The following is a 16189-nucleotide window of genomic DNA, read 5'->3' as shown; positions in this document are numbered from 1 at the left end:
GCCCTGGGGTGAGGGTCCTTGGTGCCAAGAGGTTCGGGAAGCCGTCTGATCAGGAACAGTCGAACCAGTAGGCCATGGGGCGTTCCGGACACGACCAGCACTCGAAGACGTACAGACCGCCGGTGTCTCCCAGCATCAGTCCGGCGGGGTTCTGCGCCTCGCGGGCCTGCTCCGAACCCCACGGCTCCCCGTCACCTATGGTAGCCCGGTCCTCGACCGGGAGCCAGGTGCGCCAGGTCGCCCCGTCGTACTCCCAGCTGGACACGGTGAGGAGGTGGTCCATCCGCCGCTCGCACCAACCGCACTCCGGCCACACCGGTTCCTGGGTCCAGCTCGGATACCCTCCCAGCTTGATGCCGGGTGCTTCGGCGAGGTGGTACTGGTAGTGCCAGCCCGTCTCCCGCTCCAGCCTGTCCAAGCGCGCCCCCAGCATGTCGGAGAGGTCCTCCGGGAGGTCCAGGCCGGGGTACTCCACCACCCGCTCGGGGTGGACCGCGCAAGGGTCGGGAACGTAGTACTCCGAGGCCTCTGCGTGTGGCGCGGGCGTCTCCCTCACCTCCTTCACGGAGCCCGCGCTGCGCCAGTGCACCTGCGGCAGGGGGCAACGGGGACTGCCGTGGTCGTAGGGGCACCAGAGCACCTGCAGGAGGTCGCATCCCGGCGGGAACGGAAGACCGGGGGCGTCCGTGCGGTGGACCTGCACCACGGGTACGAGGCAGACCTCCCCCTCGTAGGGTGTGCCGCTGTTCCTCTTGTAGTGCTCCGCGTCGCACACGGGCCAGGGCTCGTCGGCCGGCCACAGGAGCGGTCCGCCGACGGAGCTGTCGCGGAACGAGGGCCGACCGGCGCGAGGGTGGAGCCGTACCGCCTCCCTGCGCAGGGGACGCAGTTCGGGGAAGAGCGCCTCGACATCCACGGGGCGAGGCGGGGTGCGGCGGGTCACGTGGATCACTCCTGTGTCGGCCGTGTCGGATGCGGAAACCGTAGTGACCGGGTCCGACAGCCGACCGACCGACGGCTGTGCCGGGCGGCGCCCGGTCCGGCATCGGGAGACGCGGATCAGCCCGGGGCCGCCGACGGCGGGCGGCCCTCAGGGGCCGAGCCAGGTGTGCAGGCGCTTCGCCAGCCAGGCGGGGTTCTGCAGCGGGAGGCCGTGCCCGCATCCCTCGACGATCTCCAGCTCGCTGCGGGGGAGGGCCCGGCGCAGCGTCTCGGCCGACTTCCTCATGAGCGTGCGCTCCCGGGCCCCGACGAGAAGGAGCGACTCACCGGGGAAGGCCGACCACCCTTCGGGCGCGGTGAAGCGGATGTTCTCGCCGACGGCCGCGAGCAGGGTCCCCCTGGAGACGGTCGAGGAGGTGCGGAGGTAGTCGTCGAGGAGTTCGGGCGGGACGAAGAGCTCCTTCGCCTGAAGCCGGGCGAACCCCTTATGCCTGGCCAGCCCGGCGGTCGCACCGAGCAGGGCGAGGAGCAGGCGCGGGGCCGCTGAGGGGACGGCCTGCCCGCTCACGGCCGCGACCCGGTCGACCAGGTCCGGCCGGCGGGAGGCGAGCAGGACCGCCAACTGGGCGCCGAGGGAGAACCCGACGACCGCGGCGGGCGCCGCCGCCTCCTTCTCGAGCAGCGACTCGAGTTCGGCGACCGCCTGCCCGTGCGAGCGGTAGGCCGTGTCTGCGCTGCGGTCGTGGCCGGGAAGGTCCGGCACGAGGAGCCTGAGGCCCGGGTCCAGGTGCGCCCTCAGGGGCTCCCACATCCACCCGGCGACGCCGCCGCCGTGCAGGAGCAGCACGGGTCTGTCCTCCACGCGGCCGAAGGTCCTCATGTACACGTGCGTCCTCTATTCCGGGAGGGCGGAGCGGTCGGGCGCGGGGGAGGATCCGCCGGGCCCGAAGGTCGCGGCCATTATCGCGTCCGTGGCGTGCCGCCGGATCAGGGCCTGCCACGAACTCCGATGACGGTCCGGCCGGACGCCCCGGCGGGCGGAACGGGATCGCACGGACCCGCGGCACGATCACACCCCGGTTGACCTGCGAGCTTGGAGGGAAGGCCGGTAGGGGACGCACGGCCCCGGATTCGACATGCAAGTGCTCACTTGCCTATTATGGTGGCCGTGGCCGACAACCTCTTCAAAGCCTTGGCCGACCCGACTCGCCGCACCATCCTCGACGAGCTCACGGAGAAGTCCGGGCAGACGCTGTTCGAGATCTGCTCGCGGCTGAGCATGAAGCACCGGCTCGGCATCTCGCGCCAGGCGGTCTCCCAGCACCTCGCCGTGCTGGAGTCCGCGGGTCTCGTCGAGACCAGACGGGAGGGGCGCTACAAGTTCCACGACCTGAACACGGCCCCGCTGCGGCACATCGCCGAGCGGTGGCCCCCGCCAGACACATCCGGACCGGAGGAGAGCTCCCCGTGAAGATTCACATGACCAGCGTCTTCGTCGACGACCAGGCCCAGGCCGAGCAGTTCTACACCGAGGTCCTCGGCTTCGTGAAGAAGCACGACGTCCCGGTGGGCGAGAGCGACCGGTGGCTGACCGTCGTCTCGCCCGACGAGCCCGACGGCACCGAACTCCTCCTCGAGCCCGCCGCCCACCCGGCCGCCAGGACCTACCGCGACGCCCTCGTCCAGGACGGCATCCCGCTCGCCCAGTTCGCCGTCGAGGACGTGCAGGCGGAGTACCAGCGCCTGCGCGGCCTCGGCGTCCTCTTCACCCAGGAGCCCCTGGAGATGGGCCCGGTCACCACCGCCGTCCTCGACGACACCTGCGGCAACCTGATCCAGATCGCGACCGAGCCGCGGTAGGCGGCGACCCGTGTACGGCGCCCGTCGGCGCGACCGGCCTGCGGGCGACCGGGCGGGCCGTCCCGTGTGCGCCGGGCCGCGGGCGGCGGCCCCCCCCCCCCCCGGCCCGGGGCGTCAGAACTGGTGTTCACCGCCGTCGACGTACAGGGTGGTGCCGAGCATGAAGCTGCTGTCGGGGGAGGCGAGGAAGGCCACGGCCGCGGCGACCTCCTCCGGGCGTCCCATGCGGCCGATGGGGACCCCCGCCGCGAGGCCCGCCTTGGCGTCGGCCGCGTTCTTCTCGCCGACGGCGCCGTCGATGCCGGGGGTGTCGATGGCACCGGGGGAGACGGCGTTGACCCGGATGCCCCGGCCCTTCAGCTCGTTGGCCAGGGTCCGCGCCAGGGAGCGGACCGCGGCCTTGGACGCCGCATACAGGCCGTAGTCCTCCCAGCCGTCGTCGGCGCGGATCGAGGCGTTCAGGATCACCGACGCGCCCTCGTTGAGCAGCGGCAGGGCCTTTTGCACGGTGAGCAGCGTGCCCCGGACATTGACGCCGAAGGTCCGCTCGAACTGCTCGTCCGTGGCCTTCTCCAGCGGTGCGAACGAGACCGCGGCCGCGTTGGCGAACAGCACGTCCAGGCCTTCGCCGCGCTCCCGGACCGCGGCGTACAGCCGGTCCAGGTCGGCGGGGTCGGAGATGTCGCCCGCGACCGCGGTGGCCGCGGGGCCGATCGACTCCGCCGCCCGCTCCAGCACGTCCCGGCGCCGGCCGGTGACGAACACGTGGGCGCCCTCGGCCGCCAGTCGCGCGGCGGTGGCCAGGCCGATCCCGGTGCCGCCGCCGGTGACGACGGCGGTCCTGCCTTCCAGCTGTCCCATGGGTGAACCCCCGAAAAAGTTAGGTACCGAGCGGTACAGAAAAAGACCCTAGCACTTCTGTACCGTTCGGTACCAATGGTGCGGGTCGACGGCTCGGAGCCGGGGAGGGGCCGGGCGTCCCCGTGCCCGCGTCAGCGCTCCGGGCCGCCGCGCCGGGCCGACGGGGCCGCGGCGGACCCGCGTTCTCGCCCCCGCTCTCCGCCCGCTCCCACCGCGCCGACAGTGACACCACGTCACGTCCCCACCCCTACGAACGTCATGGGGAAACAGTGACGCGGTGCGACTGCCGTGCGGCGGCTCCGACGGCTGGAATGGGGGCATGCCAACGCAACCAGTCATCGAAGTCGAGCGCATGAACGTGAAGTACGGCGACTTCCACGCCGTGAAGGACCTGTCCTTCCACGTGGGGCGCGGGGAACTCTACGCGCTGCTCGGCACGAACGGGGCGGGGAAGACCTCGACCCTGGAGGCCGTCGAGGGCCACCGCCCCGCCACGTCCGGCACCGTGCGGGTCTTCGGGAGCGACCCGCGCGACCGCCGCGGCGTCCGCCCCCGCACGGGCATCATGCTCCAGGAGAGCGGCTTCTCCCCGGACCTCACCGTCCGGGAGTCGGTCCGCCTGATCGGCCGGCTCAGCGGGCGCACGGACAGCGTCGACCGCCTGCTCGGCGTCGTCGACCTCACCCGTAAGGCCGGCACCAAGGTGTCCCAGCTCTCCGGCGGCGAGAAGCGCCGACTGGACTTCGCCACCGCCGTGTACGGGACACCGGAGCTGGTCTTCCTCGACGAGCCCACCACCGGCCTGGACATCCAGTCCCGGGACGCCCTGTGGGAGGCCGTGGACCGGCTGCGCGAGGACGGCTCCACCGTCGTCCTGACCACGCACTACCTGGAGGAGGCCCAGCAGCGCGCCGACCGCATCGGGCTCATGCACCAGGGCGCCTTCCACCGCGAGGGGACGGTCTCCGAGCTCACGCGGACGCTGCCCGCCACGGTCCGCTTCTCCCTCGCGTCCTCCGCCCCGGCGCTGCCGCTGCCCGCCGTGCCCCAGGGCGACGGAACGTTCCTCGTCGAGACCACCGGTCTGCAGGAGGACCTGCGCGCGCTCCTGAACTGGGCGCACGACCACGGTGCGGAGCTGCGCGACCTCCAGGCCGGCCCGACCCGCCTCGACGACGTCTTCCGGGCCATCGGCAGCGAGTAGACCGTGCTCTCCTTCCCGGGCCCGGCCCTCACACGCCACCCTTCTTCCGCAACCTCCAGTCAAAGGATCCCCGCCATGCTCGCGATCGCCCACGGTGAGCTGATCCAGATCTTCCGGAACCGGCTGATCCTGGTCACCATGCTCGTCATGCCCGCGGCGTCCAGCGCGTTCTACATGTACCTGCAGGACCGCATCCCGGCCCTCGACCTCGGGGCCGTCGCCGCGGTGCTGATGTTCCTCGTCGTGACGATGGGGCTCTACACCACCGCCGTCACCACGCTCGCCTCCCGCCGCCAGAACCTGTTCCTGAAGCGGCTGCGCTCCACCGCGGTGGACGACACCCGCATCCTCGCCGGGCTGCTGCTCCCGGTCACCGCGATCACGCTGGCCCAGGTGGGCGTGGTCCTGGTCGTGCTGTCCGTCGTCGCCGACCCGCCGGCCGACATCCTGCTCACGGCGGCGGCCACCCTCGCGACGGTGGTCATGATGATCGGCCTGGCCCTGGCCACGGCCGGCGTGACCAACTCTCCCGAGCACGCCCAGGTGACCACGCTGCCCGTCCTCATCGGCGTGCTCGCCGTGTCCGGCTGGGTGGGGTTCACCGGCACCGAGGAGCTCACCCTGCTCAAGCGGCTGCTCCCCGGCGGCTCGGCCTCGGAACTGGTCGTCAACGCCTGGAACGGCGGCGTCCCGCTCTCGGAGTCGCTGTACCTTTTGGCCCCGACCCTGGCCTGGGTCGTCGTCGCCGTCGCCCTGGCCGCCCGGATCTTCCGGTGGGAGCCCCGCCGCTGAGCCACGGGGCGGCGGGCGCGCGGACGGCGCACGCCACGGGGGCGCTGCTGCCGGCCGCGGCCGGAGCCGGGCGCCCGCACCGGGAACGGTGCGGGCGCGGCGGCGCCCGGGCAGGGCACTCGCGGGCCCGTCGCGGAGGGCGCCAGCTAAGGCAGCCAGTTCCGCAGCGCCATGTCGGCGCTGTCCTGGAGCTCGTCGCTGCCGAGGCCGTCGGCGGCCTGGACGGCGATGCCGAACGCCACCGTCATGACGTACCGGGCCAGCCGCCGAGGGTCGGCGCCGTCCGGGAGGTCGCCCTCGTCGACGGCCCGCCGGAAGCGCTCCTCCAGACGCCGCGTCGCGTCGTTGCGCCAGGCCACGAGCATGTCGTGCGCGGGCCGGCCCCCCTCGCCCGACGCCAGTGCTCCCTGCACGCCCAGGCACCCGGGAGGGCCTTCGGGCAGGGTCGTGGTCCGCACCGCGCCGCGCAGGAGCGCCTCGGCGACCCGCCGGGCGGTCGGCTCCTCCATGGCGCGCGTCGCGTAGGAGGCCGGCCCCTCGGTGTAGCGCTCCAGGGCCTTGCGGAACAGCTCCTCCTTGTTGCCGAAGGCCGCGTACATGCTCGTCTTGGTGATCCCCATGGCGCCGGTCAGGTCGGTGAGGCTCGCCCCCTCGTAGCCCCTCTCCCAGAAGACGCGCATGGCGCACTCCAGCGCCTCGTCGGCGTCGAACCCCCTGGGACGGCCGATGACGGTACTCCGGGAAACAGCCATGCCACGATCCTAACCGCTCGGTACAGAAACCCGGGGTGGGGAGCCGCGGCCGGGCGGGCCCCGGCCTCCGTCCGGCCCCGCGCCGATGCCGCCCAGGCGGCATCGGCGGGTCCCCGCCCACGTGGGCGGGCACCCGCCGTGCCCCGGGAAGGGCGTCCTACGTCAGGGGCAGGCTCCGACGGAAGCCCTCACGGGCGGCTTCACCGGTCGTCGGTGTCGAAGGCCTCGGCGACGGCGAGGCTGTCCTCGTAGACGTGGTGCCTGGTGACCAGGCCGTCCTCGAAGGTCAGGTGCATGGCGAACCGGGCGCGGTACGCGCGTCCGGTGGGCCGGGCGGTCTGGCGGATCTCCCCGAGCACGACCGCATCGCTGCCGTCGACGAGGACGCGTTCGATCTCGGTCGCCGCCTGCTCCGGCACATGGTGCTCGGCGATCTCGCGGTAGTGTGCGGCCGCGTCGGCCCGGGTGGACCGGTGACGGATCCAGGGCGTGGCGGCGCGGCCGTGCTCGGACTGCGGCCAACTCAGCTTCCAGTCGCCCCGCTCGGCGTACAGTGCGGCGATGCGCTCGGGGTCGCCCTCGCCGATCCTGCGCAGCAACTCCTCCACCGCTGAGCGGGTGTTCGCGGTTGCTGTTGTCGACATGGTCGGCTCCTCCGTAGGGACCGCCTCCTGCTCGGGCGGCGAAGGCCCCAACCTAGCCCGCGGCGAGGACGATCGGGCTCTCCCACGATCGGGGCAGGGGCTGCCCCGGGCCGCTCATGGACGGAGACCCCCGGTCGTGCGAGGCTGCCGCCCGTGGCCCCGGAAGCCGTACCCAGCCGGGCGGCGTCCCGGGGGGGCCGTCACCGCTAGGGTCGCTCCATGGTGAGAGGGAACCCGGGCACGCGGGGGCGGCTCGAACAGGCCGCACTGGAACTGTTCACGGACCACGGGTACGACAACGTGACCGTGGCGCGCATAGCCGAGCGCGCGGGCACCACCAGGAGCTCGTTCTTCCGCTACTTTCCCGACAAGCGCGAGGTCCTGTTCGGCGGCTCGGAGCGGCTGTCCGCCGCGGTGGCGCAGGCCGTCCTCACCGCAGACGCGGACGACCCCCCGGTCACCGCCGTCTTCGGCGCCTTCGCCCAGGTCGGCGCCCGCCTGGCCGACTACGTCGACCGTGCCGCCGAGCGCCGAGCCGTGATCGGGAGCAGCCCCGACCTGCAGGAGCGCGACCGCACTAAGCTCGCCGCCCTCGCCGGGGCCGTCGGCGACGCGCTGGTGCGGCGCGGCGTGGAACCCGGCTCCGCGAGGATCGTGGCGCGGGTCGCCGCGGCCTTCTACCAGGAGGCCTTCGAGCGATGGGTCGACGCCGGCGGTGAGGAGGAGTTCGGTTCCTGCCTCCTCGCGGCCGCCGCCTCCCTCCAGGAGGTCCGTTGACCGGACCCCGACGGCGATGACCCGGTCCGGCGCCGACGACGGTCCCGTTCCCCGGTCCCGGACCGCGGGGGAACGGGCCCGCACGCTCATCCGTCGCTCGTGGGGCCGGTCCCCTCTATCGTGTCCGCCATGGTCCACCCCCCGCTCGAGGCTCTGCCGGAGACGCTGTCCACCCGGCTCCCCGACGTGTCCCTGCGCGTGCTCACGCCCGCCGACGCCGCCGACATCCGGGCTCTCCTGCAGGCCGACACCGCCCATCTGACCCGCCACGGCGACTTCACCGCACAGGTCCGGGCTTCCGTGGAGGAGATCGAGGAGGCACTGGCGCACTCCGGCGGGAAGGAACGCGCCTACGGCATACGGCTGCGCGAGAGCCTGGTGGGCCAGGTCAGCGTCATCGCGGCCGCTCCGCCGCACTACGGCCTGGGCTACTGGCTCGCCCGGGCCGCCACCGGGAAGGGTCGGGCGGGCGCGGCCTGCGCCGCTCTCATCGGGAGCGCCTTCACCGTCCTGGGCGCCACCGACGTGTTCGCGGGCGTCACCCATGGCAACGACCCGAGCGCCGCCGTACTGCGCAGGCTCGGATTCTCCCCGGTCGAGGAGTTCCCGGCCTACACCCGTTTCCACCTGCCGTTGACCTCCCCCGGCCCCGGGGGGTGTCCCGAGGCGCTCGGTCGATGAGCGGTCGTCGTGCGATCACTCGCACGACGACGATGAGGTCCTGAATCCCGGCCGGCGCCGCACCAGCGGCCCTTGCGCGGTGGTGGGGCGACGCCGTCGTCGACAAACGTCACCCGGTGCGGCGCTAGTCGCGTCCGCCGCGGCACCAGCGCTGTGCGGACAGTGCGGCCGGGGCGTCCGCGAGCCGGTCAGCGAACGGCCGCACGACCTCCACCGCCTCGTCCGGCAGAGCCCGCACGACCGCGATCATCCCGGTCGTGGCGGTCCCGTCGTCGTCGACGAGGAGTGCCGTGAAGTGCAGGCTACCGCCGGGACCGGCGGCCGACGGCAGCAGGTCGGACTCACCCCCGGAACGGGGCCTCGGGGCCCACGCGCCGGTGACCAGAGTGTGGGGCGCCTCCTCCCCGTCCGTGTCCGGCTCGCGGTCGGACAGGAGAACCGCGCGCAGGGCCGTGTACCCGGCGTAGAGCCCGGCCGACCAGTAGGGCTCCTCGGTCGCGAACCGCTCCGCGGCGGCGCGGTCGGGGACCTCGACCACGTGGACGCTCCCGGTGTGCTCCTCACCGTCGTCGTCCAGGGTGGGGCCCCGCAGGACGAAGCGGTCCTCGAACCGGTCCATGTAGGACCAGTGCTCCTCCGCGAGGTCGTATAGTTCGGACCCCAGCCCGGGGCGGTCCTCGGCGTGCACGTGAAACAGCATGGGTGAAAGCTACCGGTGCGCCCACCCGGGGCAGCGGACCGGGGCAGGGCCGACCGCCCGCGCTGACGACACCGGTGTCCGGGCGCCCCACGTTGCGGGGGACGGGGCCGAGCGGCCCCGATGCGACCGGACGGCGGCCCCGCCCCGGCAGGATTCCCTGCCGGTACGGGCCACCGTCCCCGGTGACCGGTCAACGGTCCGGGGGCGGTTCGCCGGTCACCGCACCACGGCCTTCCGCAGAGCCCGGAACTCCAGTCCCGCGTAGACCGCCACGACCACCGCTCCGCTCAGCAGGAACGCCGTTCCCGGACCGGTGAGCGGGACCGCCCCCGTGAACACCAGGACCACGAGCGCCACGCAGGACAGCGCGTTGCCCGTGACGACCAGGGTGACGTACCGGACCGGGACGGCAGGGTAACCGGCGATCAGCCCCAGGGCGGCGGCGCCGCCGAGCATGGCGACCCCGAACGGGACCGACCAGGCGAGCGGCAGCCCCAGCACCTCCGCGAACGGCCTGCCGGCGGCCAGCAGGAGCGCACCGAAGACTGCGGTGCTCCAGCCGTCGATCCGCAGGACGGTGCGCAGCGGTTCCGCCGCCCCGCCGCCGATCGCCGTGCGCGCGGCTGGCCCCTGCCCTGTCGATGTGCTCATCACGGCTCCTTCGCCTTCGTGCGGTCCGTACGGGCCGCGTGGGGAACACTCCCACCGTCCGCTCAGCCGCTCAATGACCTCAGAGGTCATGGCGGCGCCCCCTCCCGGCCGAGGACCTATGCTCCTGGGCATGGAAACGCGAGAGCCGTCGGCCGCGGGCTCCCTGCTGCGGGACTGGCGCCGACGCCGCAAGCTCAGCCAGCTCGACCTGTCCCTGCTGGCCGACACCTCCGCGCGGCACCTGTCGTACATGGAGACCGGGCGGGCCCGACCGAGCCGGGAGATGCTGCTGCGGCTGTCGGCCGCGCTGGACATCCCCCTGCGCGAGCGCAGCGCCCTGCTGCTGGCCGGAGGCTTCGCCCCCGCCTACCGGGAGAGCAGCCTCGACGACGCGTACATGGCCTCGGTCAGCTCGGCCCTGGAGACCGTCCTGGCGACGCACGAGCCGTACCCGGCCGTCGTCGTGGACCGGCTGTGGAACGTGGTGCGGGGCAACTCCGCCATGTCCCTCCTCATGGAGGGCGTTCCCCCGCACCTGCTGGAGCCCCGGCCGAACGTCTTCCGACTGGCGCTGCACCCCGAGGGCCTGGCCGCACGGCTGGTCAACCTGGGCGAGGTGCGCGAGCTGTTCCTCGACCGGTTGCTGCACCAGGTCAACGCCACCGCCGACGCCGACCTGCGGGCCCTCTACGAGGAGGTGTCGCGCTATCCCGCCCCCGGGCAGCACTCCGGCGCCGACACCGGTCCGGCGGGCGAGTCGGACCCCATCCGGGTGCCGCTGCGCCTGCGCACCCCCTTCGGAGAGCTGGCGCTGTTCAGCACCATGGCCACCTTCGGCGCACCGGCCGACGCGGCGCTGTCGGAGCTGGCGATCGAGCTGTTCTACCCTCTGGACTGCTTCACCGCCGACACCCTGCGCGCCCTGGCGTCGGGATCCCCGGTGGGCTCAGCCGCCCCCGAGCACGTGTCCCCGTAGCCCGGCGGCACGTCGTGGCGGGGCGTCGGCGACGCCCCGCCACCGGCGGAGCCGGGGGCGAACGCCCCTTTCCCGGCCCTTGCGTCCTCCTCGCGCCCGGCCCCCGGAAGCAACGAGGAGCACCGGCACACGTGGACCGACCTGTCGGCGGACGCCTCCCGGCCCTCGAACGGCCGGGAAGCACCGCCTGACGGTGCCGGGGCCAACCCCCGCCCCCGGACCTCGCGGGGTGGGCGCGGGAGTGGGGCGGCGCGGTGCGCCCTTCCACCGCCCCGCTCTTCCACCGCGCCGCGCACCGGCGCGCTCGGGGCGGGTCACGCCTGACCGCTTGCGGACAGGCGGCCCCCGGCCCCGCACCGGCCCCCGCGGCTCCGGCGCCGAGAGGTGATGACGGCCCGGCGGCTCAGGAGGGCGAGACGTGGTCCTGGTAGGCGGTGCTGTCGGTGAGGGCGGCGGCGAGGCCGCGGATCGCCGAGATCCCGACCTCCTCGGCCTGCCGCAACGCTCCGGGGACCTGCAGCTGGTAGCTGCGCGCCTTGGCCTCTCCCGCCGCGATCAGCGGCAGCACCGCCGTGAAGGGTGACTCCGGGATGCCCATCGCCACGGCGTTCACTCCGTGGAAACGGTGGGCGAGTGCGTGCATCAGGTCGCGCCAACCCGCTCCGTCCATCGGCGACTGCGGTGCGGAGGCGAGATTGGCGCCGGCCGCGTCGAACAGCGCCCCGACGAGCTTCCTGCTGTTCTCGTCCGGTGCGGCGGAGGTCGAGTCGAGCAGGTCCAGCAGCTCGCCGGCCTGCTCGTGGTCCTCGATGCCGAGGAAGAACTCCTCGTCGAGGCCCAGCAGGCGGCCCACGTACCACCAGTAGCGGTAGAGGAGGGACTGTTCCTCCTCGGTGAGCCGGTAGCCGATGCCCTCCAGGAGCTTGAACGGCACGACGGTGAAGTCGAGCCATGTGCGTGCCACGTCGGCCTGGTTGATCGGCGTCCCCCACCGGTCGGCGTCCCAGCCGTGCCCGGTGGCCGAGGCGCGGACGCGTGCGTGCAGCAGCCGGACCTGGACGGTCTGCACGAGGCCGGAGGCGCCGGGGAGCAGGCCGCCGGGCAGGATCGCCGAGGCGTTCCACAGCCCGGTCTCGGCGAGCCGTCGCGGCGCCGTCGAGGTCAGCCGGCCGGTGCCCACGAGCAGTCGCGCGATCGAGGGGGAGCTGTAGGTGTGGGTCAGCGAGCCGACGGAGAAGGCGAGGCTCCTCCAGTGGAACGGCACGGCGAGCGAGGGACGGTCGCCCTGCTCCAGGAGTTCGCGTGAGACCCATGCGGGCACGGCCTCCGCGTGGGCGAGCAGGGCGTCGACGGCCGGCGGGGCGTCCGGCACGCTCGCACGGCCCTCGGCGAGACCGCGCTGGAGGGCGGTGCGGGCCGAGCGGCCGTGTGCGTCGAACTCGGCGACGACGGCGTCGGCGAGCGGGTCGCCCACCCGCAGCATGCGCACCAGGAAGTCGACACGGTCGCCGTGGCGGGCCCGGGCGGCGGCGAGGCCGACGAGCCGCTCGGGCACGGACTGGGTGTGGTTCACATCGGTCATGGGGTCGTTTCTACCTTTCCGCGCCCGGAGGCAGCCACGGCCCGCCGATCCCCCCTTCCCGTGGCGGAGGCGGGTCCCCGGGGCGTGCCGGTCCGGGCCGCGGGGCGGAGCGGTCCCGTCGTACGGGGGGCGGTCCCCGCTGTCCCACCTTCTCTCTATCCTGCATAGAATGACTTCTATCTTCCATAGAAGAGCGTGGTGCGGGTCCCGCCCCGCGGCGTGCCGCGGTCCGGCGACCCCCGCACCACCGAGGACGAGAACCACGAGACCCCGCGCCAGCGCGCGACACCGGAGGTGCCCTCCATGCCGGAACGGACCGGACGCCCGATCGCACCGGCCCTGGTGCTCACCGGAGCGGCCTGCGTGGCCCTGGCCCTCGTCCTCCTGTTCGCGAGGGCCGAGCTTCTCCGCACCCCCTCGGCCGGGGCGGACGGGGAACCGGCGGCCACCGTCAGCGAGGACATGAGGCAGGCGGGGGAGGAGCTCGCGCGCAGACAGGCCGACGACCCCCGCGCGATGGGAGCGGTCGACGCACCGGTCGTCATGGTCGCCTACTCCGACTACCGGTGCCCCTACTGCGCCGCATGGGTGCGCCGGGTCCAGCCCGAGCTCGTCGACGCCTACGTCGCGCGGGGCCTGCTGCGCATCGAATGGCGGGAGTTCCCCTACCTCGGCGAGGACTCCCGCCTCCTGGCCCTGGGCGCCGAGGCCGCCGCCGGGCAGGACGCCTTCTGGGAGTACCACGCCCTCGTCTACGGCGCCCCGCAGGAGTTCACCGGGGACGACGCCGCCCTGCGCGCACGGCTGGAGGCGGCCGCGCGGGAGCTGGATCTGGACCCGGAGCGTTTCGCGCGGGACCTGGAGGGCGCCGACGCGGAGGAGGCGGTCGAGGAGGACTTCGCCGAGGGGCAGGCGACGGGGATCAGCGGCACACCCGCCTTCCTGGTCAACGGCGACCCCGTCCTGGGGGCCCAGCCGCCGGAGTCCTTCACCGCAGCCGTCGACCTCGCCCTGCGCGACGCGGGACGCCGGCCGTGAGCCCCGACCCGGACGGGCCCCGTCGCCCGCCCCGCCCCTCCCGCGCGGCCCCGCCCGGCACGGGGGCGGCGGTCCGCCGACCGTCCGCCGCCGCGGCCCTCTGCCTGCTCCTGGCCCTCGCTGCCTGCGCCAGGCCCGAGCTCGCCGACCCCGCCGACGCCCTGCCCCTGGACGGGGACCCGACCCCGGCCGCCGCGGCGGGGCCGGACCTGCTCCCCGAGGTCCTCGACGGAGCGGCCGGACGGGCCACGCCCTACTCCTCCGAACCCCGCGGCTCCGACACCGGGTTCGTCGGACCCGTGGTGCCGGAGGGAGGCGGCGAACTCCACTTCGTGGGCATGGACGCCGACGGGCGGACCCGCTGGACCACCGAGCGCAACCCGAGCTGCACCGGGTTCACCCTCACCCGCACGCAGGACGGCGACGACCTGGTCGTGCTGCTCGACAGCGACGCGGCCCCCGACCGCGGGCTGCTGGCCACCCGGACCACCGCGGCCGCCCTGGACCCCTCCACCGGACGCAAGGTGTGGGGCCCCACGGAGGTGCCCGGCACCTGGGTGGGCCCGGGGCTGGTCTTCGCACGGGTCGCCCACACCGTCATGAGCGCCGACACCGGCCCCGCCGTCGCCCTGTCCGCGGACACCGGGGAGGTCGTCGCGGACGAGACCCGGGGCGGGGCGGTCCTGCACGAGTACCAGGGCACCGTGGTCCTCCACCGCGACGGCGCGCTGCGCGCGGTCGACGCCGGCTCGGGGGACGAACTCTGGGACCACGCCGACCTGGCCGTCCCCGACGCCCTGGAAGGGGAACCGGGGGAGACCTCCCTCTCCTACGGCCCCCGCCCCGCCAGCGGCTCCGCGCCGTGGGCGGTCGTCACCTGGGAACGGGGGGAGGCCACGGCGTTCACCGTCCACGACCTGGGGGACGGCCGCACCCTGGCCGAGCCCCTCACGGGGGCTCCTCCCGTGTCGGTGGGCGACGAGCACGGGCGCGCGGCCGTCGCCGGGACCTCCGCCCGCTCCGGCCGACCCGTCATCGCGGGGTGGGACCGGGCCTCCGGGGGCCGGGCGTGGACGGTGGGGGCGGACCCGGGGGAGCGGCCCGTCGGCATCGTCTCCGGGTACCTGTACACCTCGCTCGGCGGGGAGAACCGCGTCCGCTCCATGGCCGACGGCGCCCTCCTGGGACGCGGCGACTGGCGGATCCCCGTGGCCGGGACGGCGGGCGGCACGGCCGTGGCGGCCGTGCCCGGCGACGGCGGCGCCGACTCCTACACCGTGTTCCCCGCGCCCGGCGCCGACCGCGAACGGGAAGGAGCGTGATCACTATGCTGAGGGAGGATTCGACGTCGATGCGGGGTGCGGGTGCGATGATCGCTGGGCTGGGACCACTGGAGGCCGCGGTCATGGAGGTGCTCTGGCGGGCGCCCGAGCCCCTGCCCGTGCGCGGCGTCCTGGAGGGCCTCACCGACCACGAGGTCGCCTACACCACCACCTCCACCGTCCTGGAGAACCTGCGGCGCAAGGAGTGGGTCGACCGCGAGCGGATCGGCCGCCTGTGGTTCTACCGCCCCCTGCGCGACCGTTCGACCCACGCGGCCGAGGTGATGCACGAGGCGCTGACCGGCAGCCGCGACTCCGAGGCGACGCTGCTGCGCTTCGTCGACACCATGCAGCCCGAGGACGTGCGCGCCCTGCGCGCCCTGCTCTCCGAGGTGCCGGGCGAGGAGGAACCGTGATCTGGTCCTTCGCCGCCCTGTGCGCCGTGGCCGCGCTCGGGGTCAGGGGCCCCGAGCTCCTGCGCCGCACCGCCCGCTCCTGCGACCCGGGCCCGCGCACCATGCTGGCGCTGTGGACCGCGGCCACCGCGGCCTGGGTCCTCTCCTGCGCGACCCTGCTCGCGGTGCTCGCCGCCGACCTCCTGGGCCCCTCGGTCAAGGGCGTCCTGGCGGCGTGCGTCAGCGTTCTGCAGGCCCTGGAGCGCAACCACGCAGGGTGGGGGATCGCGGCCGGGACGGCACTGGCCCTGGCCGCCCTCCTGCGCCTGCTGTGGACCGCCGCCCGCCAGGGGCGGGCCGGCCTGTCCTGGAGACGCACCCACCACGACGGCCTCCTGGCCACGGCGCAGCGCCGACGCCTGCACGGCCAGCCCGTGTGGCTGCTGGAGACCGCCGAGCCCGGCGCCTACTGCGTCCCCGGCAACCGGGGCGGCGTCGTCATCACCCGGGGCGCCCTCGGCGCGCTCACCGCCTCCCAGGCACGCGCCGTCCTGACCCACGAGCGGGCGCACCTGCGCGGCCGGCACCACCTCGTCGTGGCCTGGGCCCGGCTGCTCGACCGCGCCTTCCCCGGGGTCCCCCTGTTCCGCGCCGCGGCGCGCGAGGTCCCCGTCCTGGTGGAGTGGGCCGCCGACGACCACGCCGTGCGCGCCGTCGGGATGCGCCCCCTGGTCCACGCGCTCGGCTCCCTCGCCGGGGCCGCACCGGCCGGGGCACCGCAGACCCTGTCCATCGGCGGCGCGTGCCCGGTCGAACGCGTGCGCCGCCAGGTCCGGCCGCCCGAGCGGTGCCGCCCCTGGAGGGCGCGGGCCCGCACCTGGGCCACCGCCGCCCTCGTCGCGCTGCCCCTGGTGTTCACGGTCGCGTCGGCGCTCGCCGCGGTGCTGATCCCGCACTGCCGGTGCGCCGCCGGCTGACCCCTCCGCGTGACCGCGAGGCCGCCCGCGGCTCC

General features: G+C 74.4%; 19 protein-coding genes. 11 read left to right on the top strand and 8 right to left on the bottom strand.

From position 1 onward, the window contains the following. Positions 1 to 49: 49 nt before the first annotated feature. Positions 50 to 943, bottom strand: coding sequence for a DUF1963 domain-containing protein (locus ACIRPH_RS08730; RefSeq protein WP_402911160.1), 894 nt, complete (start codon positions 941 to 943; stop codon positions 50 to 52). Between the two features lie 147 nt (positions 944 to 1090). Next, positions 1091 to 1822: an alpha/beta fold hydrolase gene (locus tag ACIRPH_RS08725; RefSeq protein WP_402911158.1), complete on the bottom strand. Its 732-nt coding sequence runs from the start codon at positions 1820 to 1822 to the stop codon at positions 1091 to 1093. A 279-nt stretch (positions 1823 to 2101) separates the two neighbouring features. Here ACIRPH_RS08725 and ACIRPH_RS08720 point away from each other — a divergent pair, with 279 nt between their 5' ends. Next, entirely contained in the window at positions 2102 to 2413 is a 312-nt protein-coding gene (locus ACIRPH_RS08720) for an ArsR/SmtB family transcription factor (RefSeq protein WP_402911669.1), read from the top strand. After that, entirely contained in the window at positions 2410 to 2802 is a 393-nt protein-coding gene (locus ACIRPH_RS08715; protein ID WP_402911155.1) for a VOC family protein, read from the top strand. The genes ACIRPH_RS08720 and ACIRPH_RS08715 overlap by 4 nt, the downstream gene beginning before the upstream one ends. A gap of 114 nt (positions 2803 to 2916) precedes the next feature. On the opposite strand, the gene ACIRPH_RS08710 is transcribed toward ACIRPH_RS08715, so the two are convergent. After that, a complete protein-coding gene (locus tag ACIRPH_RS08710; protein ID WP_402911152.1) occupies positions 2917 to 3663 on the bottom strand; it encodes an SDR family NAD(P)-dependent oxidoreductase in 747 nt (248 codons plus the stop codon). Between the two features lie 319 nt (positions 3664 to 3982). Between ACIRPH_RS08710 and ACIRPH_RS08705 the strand changes: the two genes are divergently transcribed. Together ACIRPH_RS08705 and ACIRPH_RS08700 are read left to right on the top strand one after the other, a co-directional pair. Then, a complete protein-coding gene (locus ACIRPH_RS08705) occupies positions 3983 to 4867 on the top strand; it encodes an ABC transporter ATP-binding protein (RefSeq protein WP_402911150.1) in 885 nt (294 codons plus the stop codon). 75 nt (positions 4868 to 4942) lie between these two features. After that, positions 4943 to 5659, top strand: coding sequence for an ABC transporter permease (locus tag ACIRPH_RS08700; RefSeq protein ID WP_402911148.1), 717 nt, complete (start codon positions 4943 to 4945; stop codon positions 5657 to 5659). Between the two features lie 146 nt (positions 5660 to 5805). On the opposite strand, the gene ACIRPH_RS08695 is transcribed toward ACIRPH_RS08700, so the two are convergent. Then, positions 5806 to 6411, bottom strand: coding sequence for a TetR/AcrR family transcriptional regulator (locus tag ACIRPH_RS08695; RefSeq protein WP_402911146.1), 606 nt, complete (start codon positions 6409 to 6411; stop codon positions 5806 to 5808). A gap of 200 nt (positions 6412 to 6611) precedes the next feature. Then, positions 6612 to 7055 (bottom strand): nuclear transport factor 2 family protein, encoded by a 444-nt coding sequence (locus ACIRPH_RS08690; RefSeq protein WP_402911144.1) that lies wholly within the window; start codon positions 7053 to 7055, stop codon positions 6612 to 6614. Between the two features lie 219 nt (positions 7056 to 7274). On the opposite strand from ACIRPH_RS08690, the gene ACIRPH_RS08685 reads away from it, so the two are divergent. Next, entirely contained in the window at positions 7275 to 7832 is a 558-nt protein-coding gene (locus tag ACIRPH_RS08685; protein WP_402911142.1) for a TetR family transcriptional regulator, read from the top strand. A 129-nt stretch (positions 7833 to 7961) separates the two neighbouring features. Next, positions 7962 to 8513: a GNAT family N-acetyltransferase gene (locus ACIRPH_RS08680; protein WP_402911140.1), complete on the top strand. Its 552-nt coding sequence runs from the start codon at positions 7962 to 7964 to the stop codon at positions 8511 to 8513. 124 nt (positions 8514 to 8637) lie between these two features. On the opposite strand, the gene ACIRPH_RS08675 is transcribed toward ACIRPH_RS08680, so the two are convergent. Next, complete coding sequence (locus ACIRPH_RS08675) at positions 8638 to 9213, bottom strand: YciI family protein (protein ID WP_402911138.1); 576 nt, start codon at positions 9211 to 9213, stop codon at positions 8638 to 8640. Between the two features lie 216 nt (positions 9214 to 9429). Beyond that, positions 9430 to 9864, bottom strand: a complete 435-nt coding sequence (locus ACIRPH_RS08670; RefSeq protein ID WP_402911135.1) for a hypothetical protein — start codon at positions 9862 to 9864, stop codon at positions 9430 to 9432. Between the two features lie 130 nt (positions 9865 to 9994). On the opposite strand from ACIRPH_RS08670, the gene ACIRPH_RS08665 reads away from it, so the two are divergent. Next, positions 9995 to 10840: a helix-turn-helix domain-containing protein gene (locus ACIRPH_RS08665; protein WP_402911132.1), complete on the top strand. Its 846-nt coding sequence runs from the start codon at positions 9995 to 9997 to the stop codon at positions 10838 to 10840. 403 nt (positions 10841 to 11243) lie between these two features. On the opposite strand, the gene ACIRPH_RS08660 is transcribed toward ACIRPH_RS08665, so the two are convergent. After that, positions 11244 to 12422 (bottom strand): oxygenase MpaB family protein, encoded by a 1179-nt coding sequence (locus tag ACIRPH_RS08660; RefSeq protein WP_402911129.1) that lies wholly within the window; start codon positions 12420 to 12422, stop codon positions 11244 to 11246. A gap of 198 nt (positions 12423 to 12620) precedes the next feature. Here ACIRPH_RS08660 and ACIRPH_RS08655 point away from each other — a divergent pair, with 198 nt between their 5' ends. From ACIRPH_RS08655 to ACIRPH_RS08640, 4 genes are read left to right on the top strand one after another with little or no spacing between them, the layout of a single operon-like run. Then, positions 12621 to 13460 (top strand): DsbA family protein, encoded by an 840-nt coding sequence (locus ACIRPH_RS08655; RefSeq protein ID WP_402911127.1) that lies wholly within the window; start codon positions 12621 to 12623, stop codon positions 13458 to 13460. Next, the gene (locus tag ACIRPH_RS08650; RefSeq protein WP_402911124.1) at positions 13457 to 14782 is read left to right on the top strand and encodes a PQQ-binding-like beta-propeller repeat protein; all 1326 of its coding nucleotides are present in this window, start codon (positions 13457 to 13459) and stop codon (positions 14780 to 14782) included. The genes ACIRPH_RS08655 and ACIRPH_RS08650 overlap by 4 nt, the downstream gene beginning before the upstream one ends. 5 nt (positions 14783 to 14787) lie before the next feature. Next, positions 14788 to 15198 (top strand): BlaI/MecI/CopY family transcriptional regulator, encoded by a 411-nt coding sequence (locus ACIRPH_RS08645; RefSeq protein ID WP_402911667.1) that lies wholly within the window; start codon positions 14788 to 14790, stop codon positions 15196 to 15198. Further along, positions 15195 to 16154, top strand: coding sequence for a M56 family metallopeptidase (locus ACIRPH_RS08640; RefSeq protein ID WP_402911121.1), 960 nt, complete (start codon positions 15195 to 15197; stop codon positions 16152 to 16154). Before ACIRPH_RS08645 ends, ACIRPH_RS08640 begins: the two co-directional genes overlap by 4 nt. Positions 16155 to 16189 lie beyond the last annotated feature (35 nt).

It is taken from the genome of Nocardiopsis sp. NPDC101807, from assembly GCF_044766605.1.
Taxonomy (GTDB): Bacteria; Actinomycetota; Actinomycetes; order Streptosporangiales; family Streptosporangiaceae; genus Nocardiopsis; species Nocardiopsis tropica.
This window is presented reverse-complemented; position numbering and strand designations above follow the sequence as displayed.

What these genes read in the sequence shown, in the direction of transcription:
- ACIRPH_RS08685 (WP_402911142.1), top strand. Translation starts at nt 7,275, where the DNA reads ATGGTGAGAGGGAACCCGGGCACGCGGGGGCGGCTCGAACAGGCCGCA.
- ACIRPH_RS08680 (WP_402911140.1), top strand. Translation starts at nt 7,962, where the DNA reads ATGGTCCACCCCCCGCTCGAGGCTCTGCCGGAGACGCTGTCCACCCGG.
- ACIRPH_RS08700 (WP_402911148.1), top strand. Translation starts at nt 4,943, where the DNA reads ATGCTCGCGATCGCCCACGGTGAGCTGATCCAGATCTTCCGGAACCGG.
- ACIRPH_RS08665 (WP_402911132.1), top strand. Translation starts at nt 9,995, where the DNA reads ATGGAAACGCGAGAGCCGTCGGCCGCGGGCTCCCTGCTGCGGGACTGG.
- ACIRPH_RS08705 (WP_402911150.1), top strand. Translation starts at nt 3,983, where the DNA reads ATGCCAACGCAACCAGTCATCGAAGTCGAGCGCATGAACGTGAAGTAC.
- ACIRPH_RS08690 (WP_402911144.1), bottom strand. Translation starts at nt 7,055, where the DNA reads ATGTCGACAACAGCAACCGCGAACACCCGCTCAGCGGTGGAGGAGTTG.
- ACIRPH_RS08710 (WP_402911152.1), bottom strand. Translation starts at nt 3,663, where the DNA reads ATGGGACAGCTGGAAGGCAGGACCGCCGTCGTCACCGGCGGCGGCACC.
- ACIRPH_RS08660 (WP_402911129.1), bottom strand. Translation starts at nt 12,422, where the DNA reads ATGACCGATGTGAACCACACCCAGTCCGTGCCCGAGCGGCTCGTCGGC.
- ACIRPH_RS08695 (WP_402911146.1), bottom strand. Translation starts at nt 6,411, where the DNA reads ATGGCTGTTTCCCGGAGTACCGTCATCGGCCGTCCCAGGGGGTTCGAC.
- ACIRPH_RS08725 (WP_402911158.1), bottom strand. Translation starts at nt 1,822, where the DNA reads ATGAGGACCTTCGGCCGCGTGGAGGACAGACCCGTGCTGCTCCTGCAC.
- ACIRPH_RS08720 (WP_402911669.1), top strand. Translation starts at nt 2,102, where the DNA reads ATGGTGGCCGTGGCCGACAACCTCTTCAAAGCCTTGGCCGACCCGACT.
- ACIRPH_RS08670 (WP_402911135.1), bottom strand. Translation starts at nt 9,864, where the DNA reads ATGAGCACATCGACAGGGCAGGGGCCAGCCGCGCGCACGGCGATCGGC.
- ACIRPH_RS08675 (WP_402911138.1), bottom strand. Translation starts at nt 9,213, where the DNA reads ATGCTGTTTCACGTGCACGCCGAGGACCGCCCCGGGCTGGGGTCCGAA.
- ACIRPH_RS08645 (WP_402911667.1), top strand. Translation starts at nt 14,788, where the DNA reads ATGCTGAGGGAGGATTCGACGTCGATGCGGGGTGCGGGTGCGATGATC.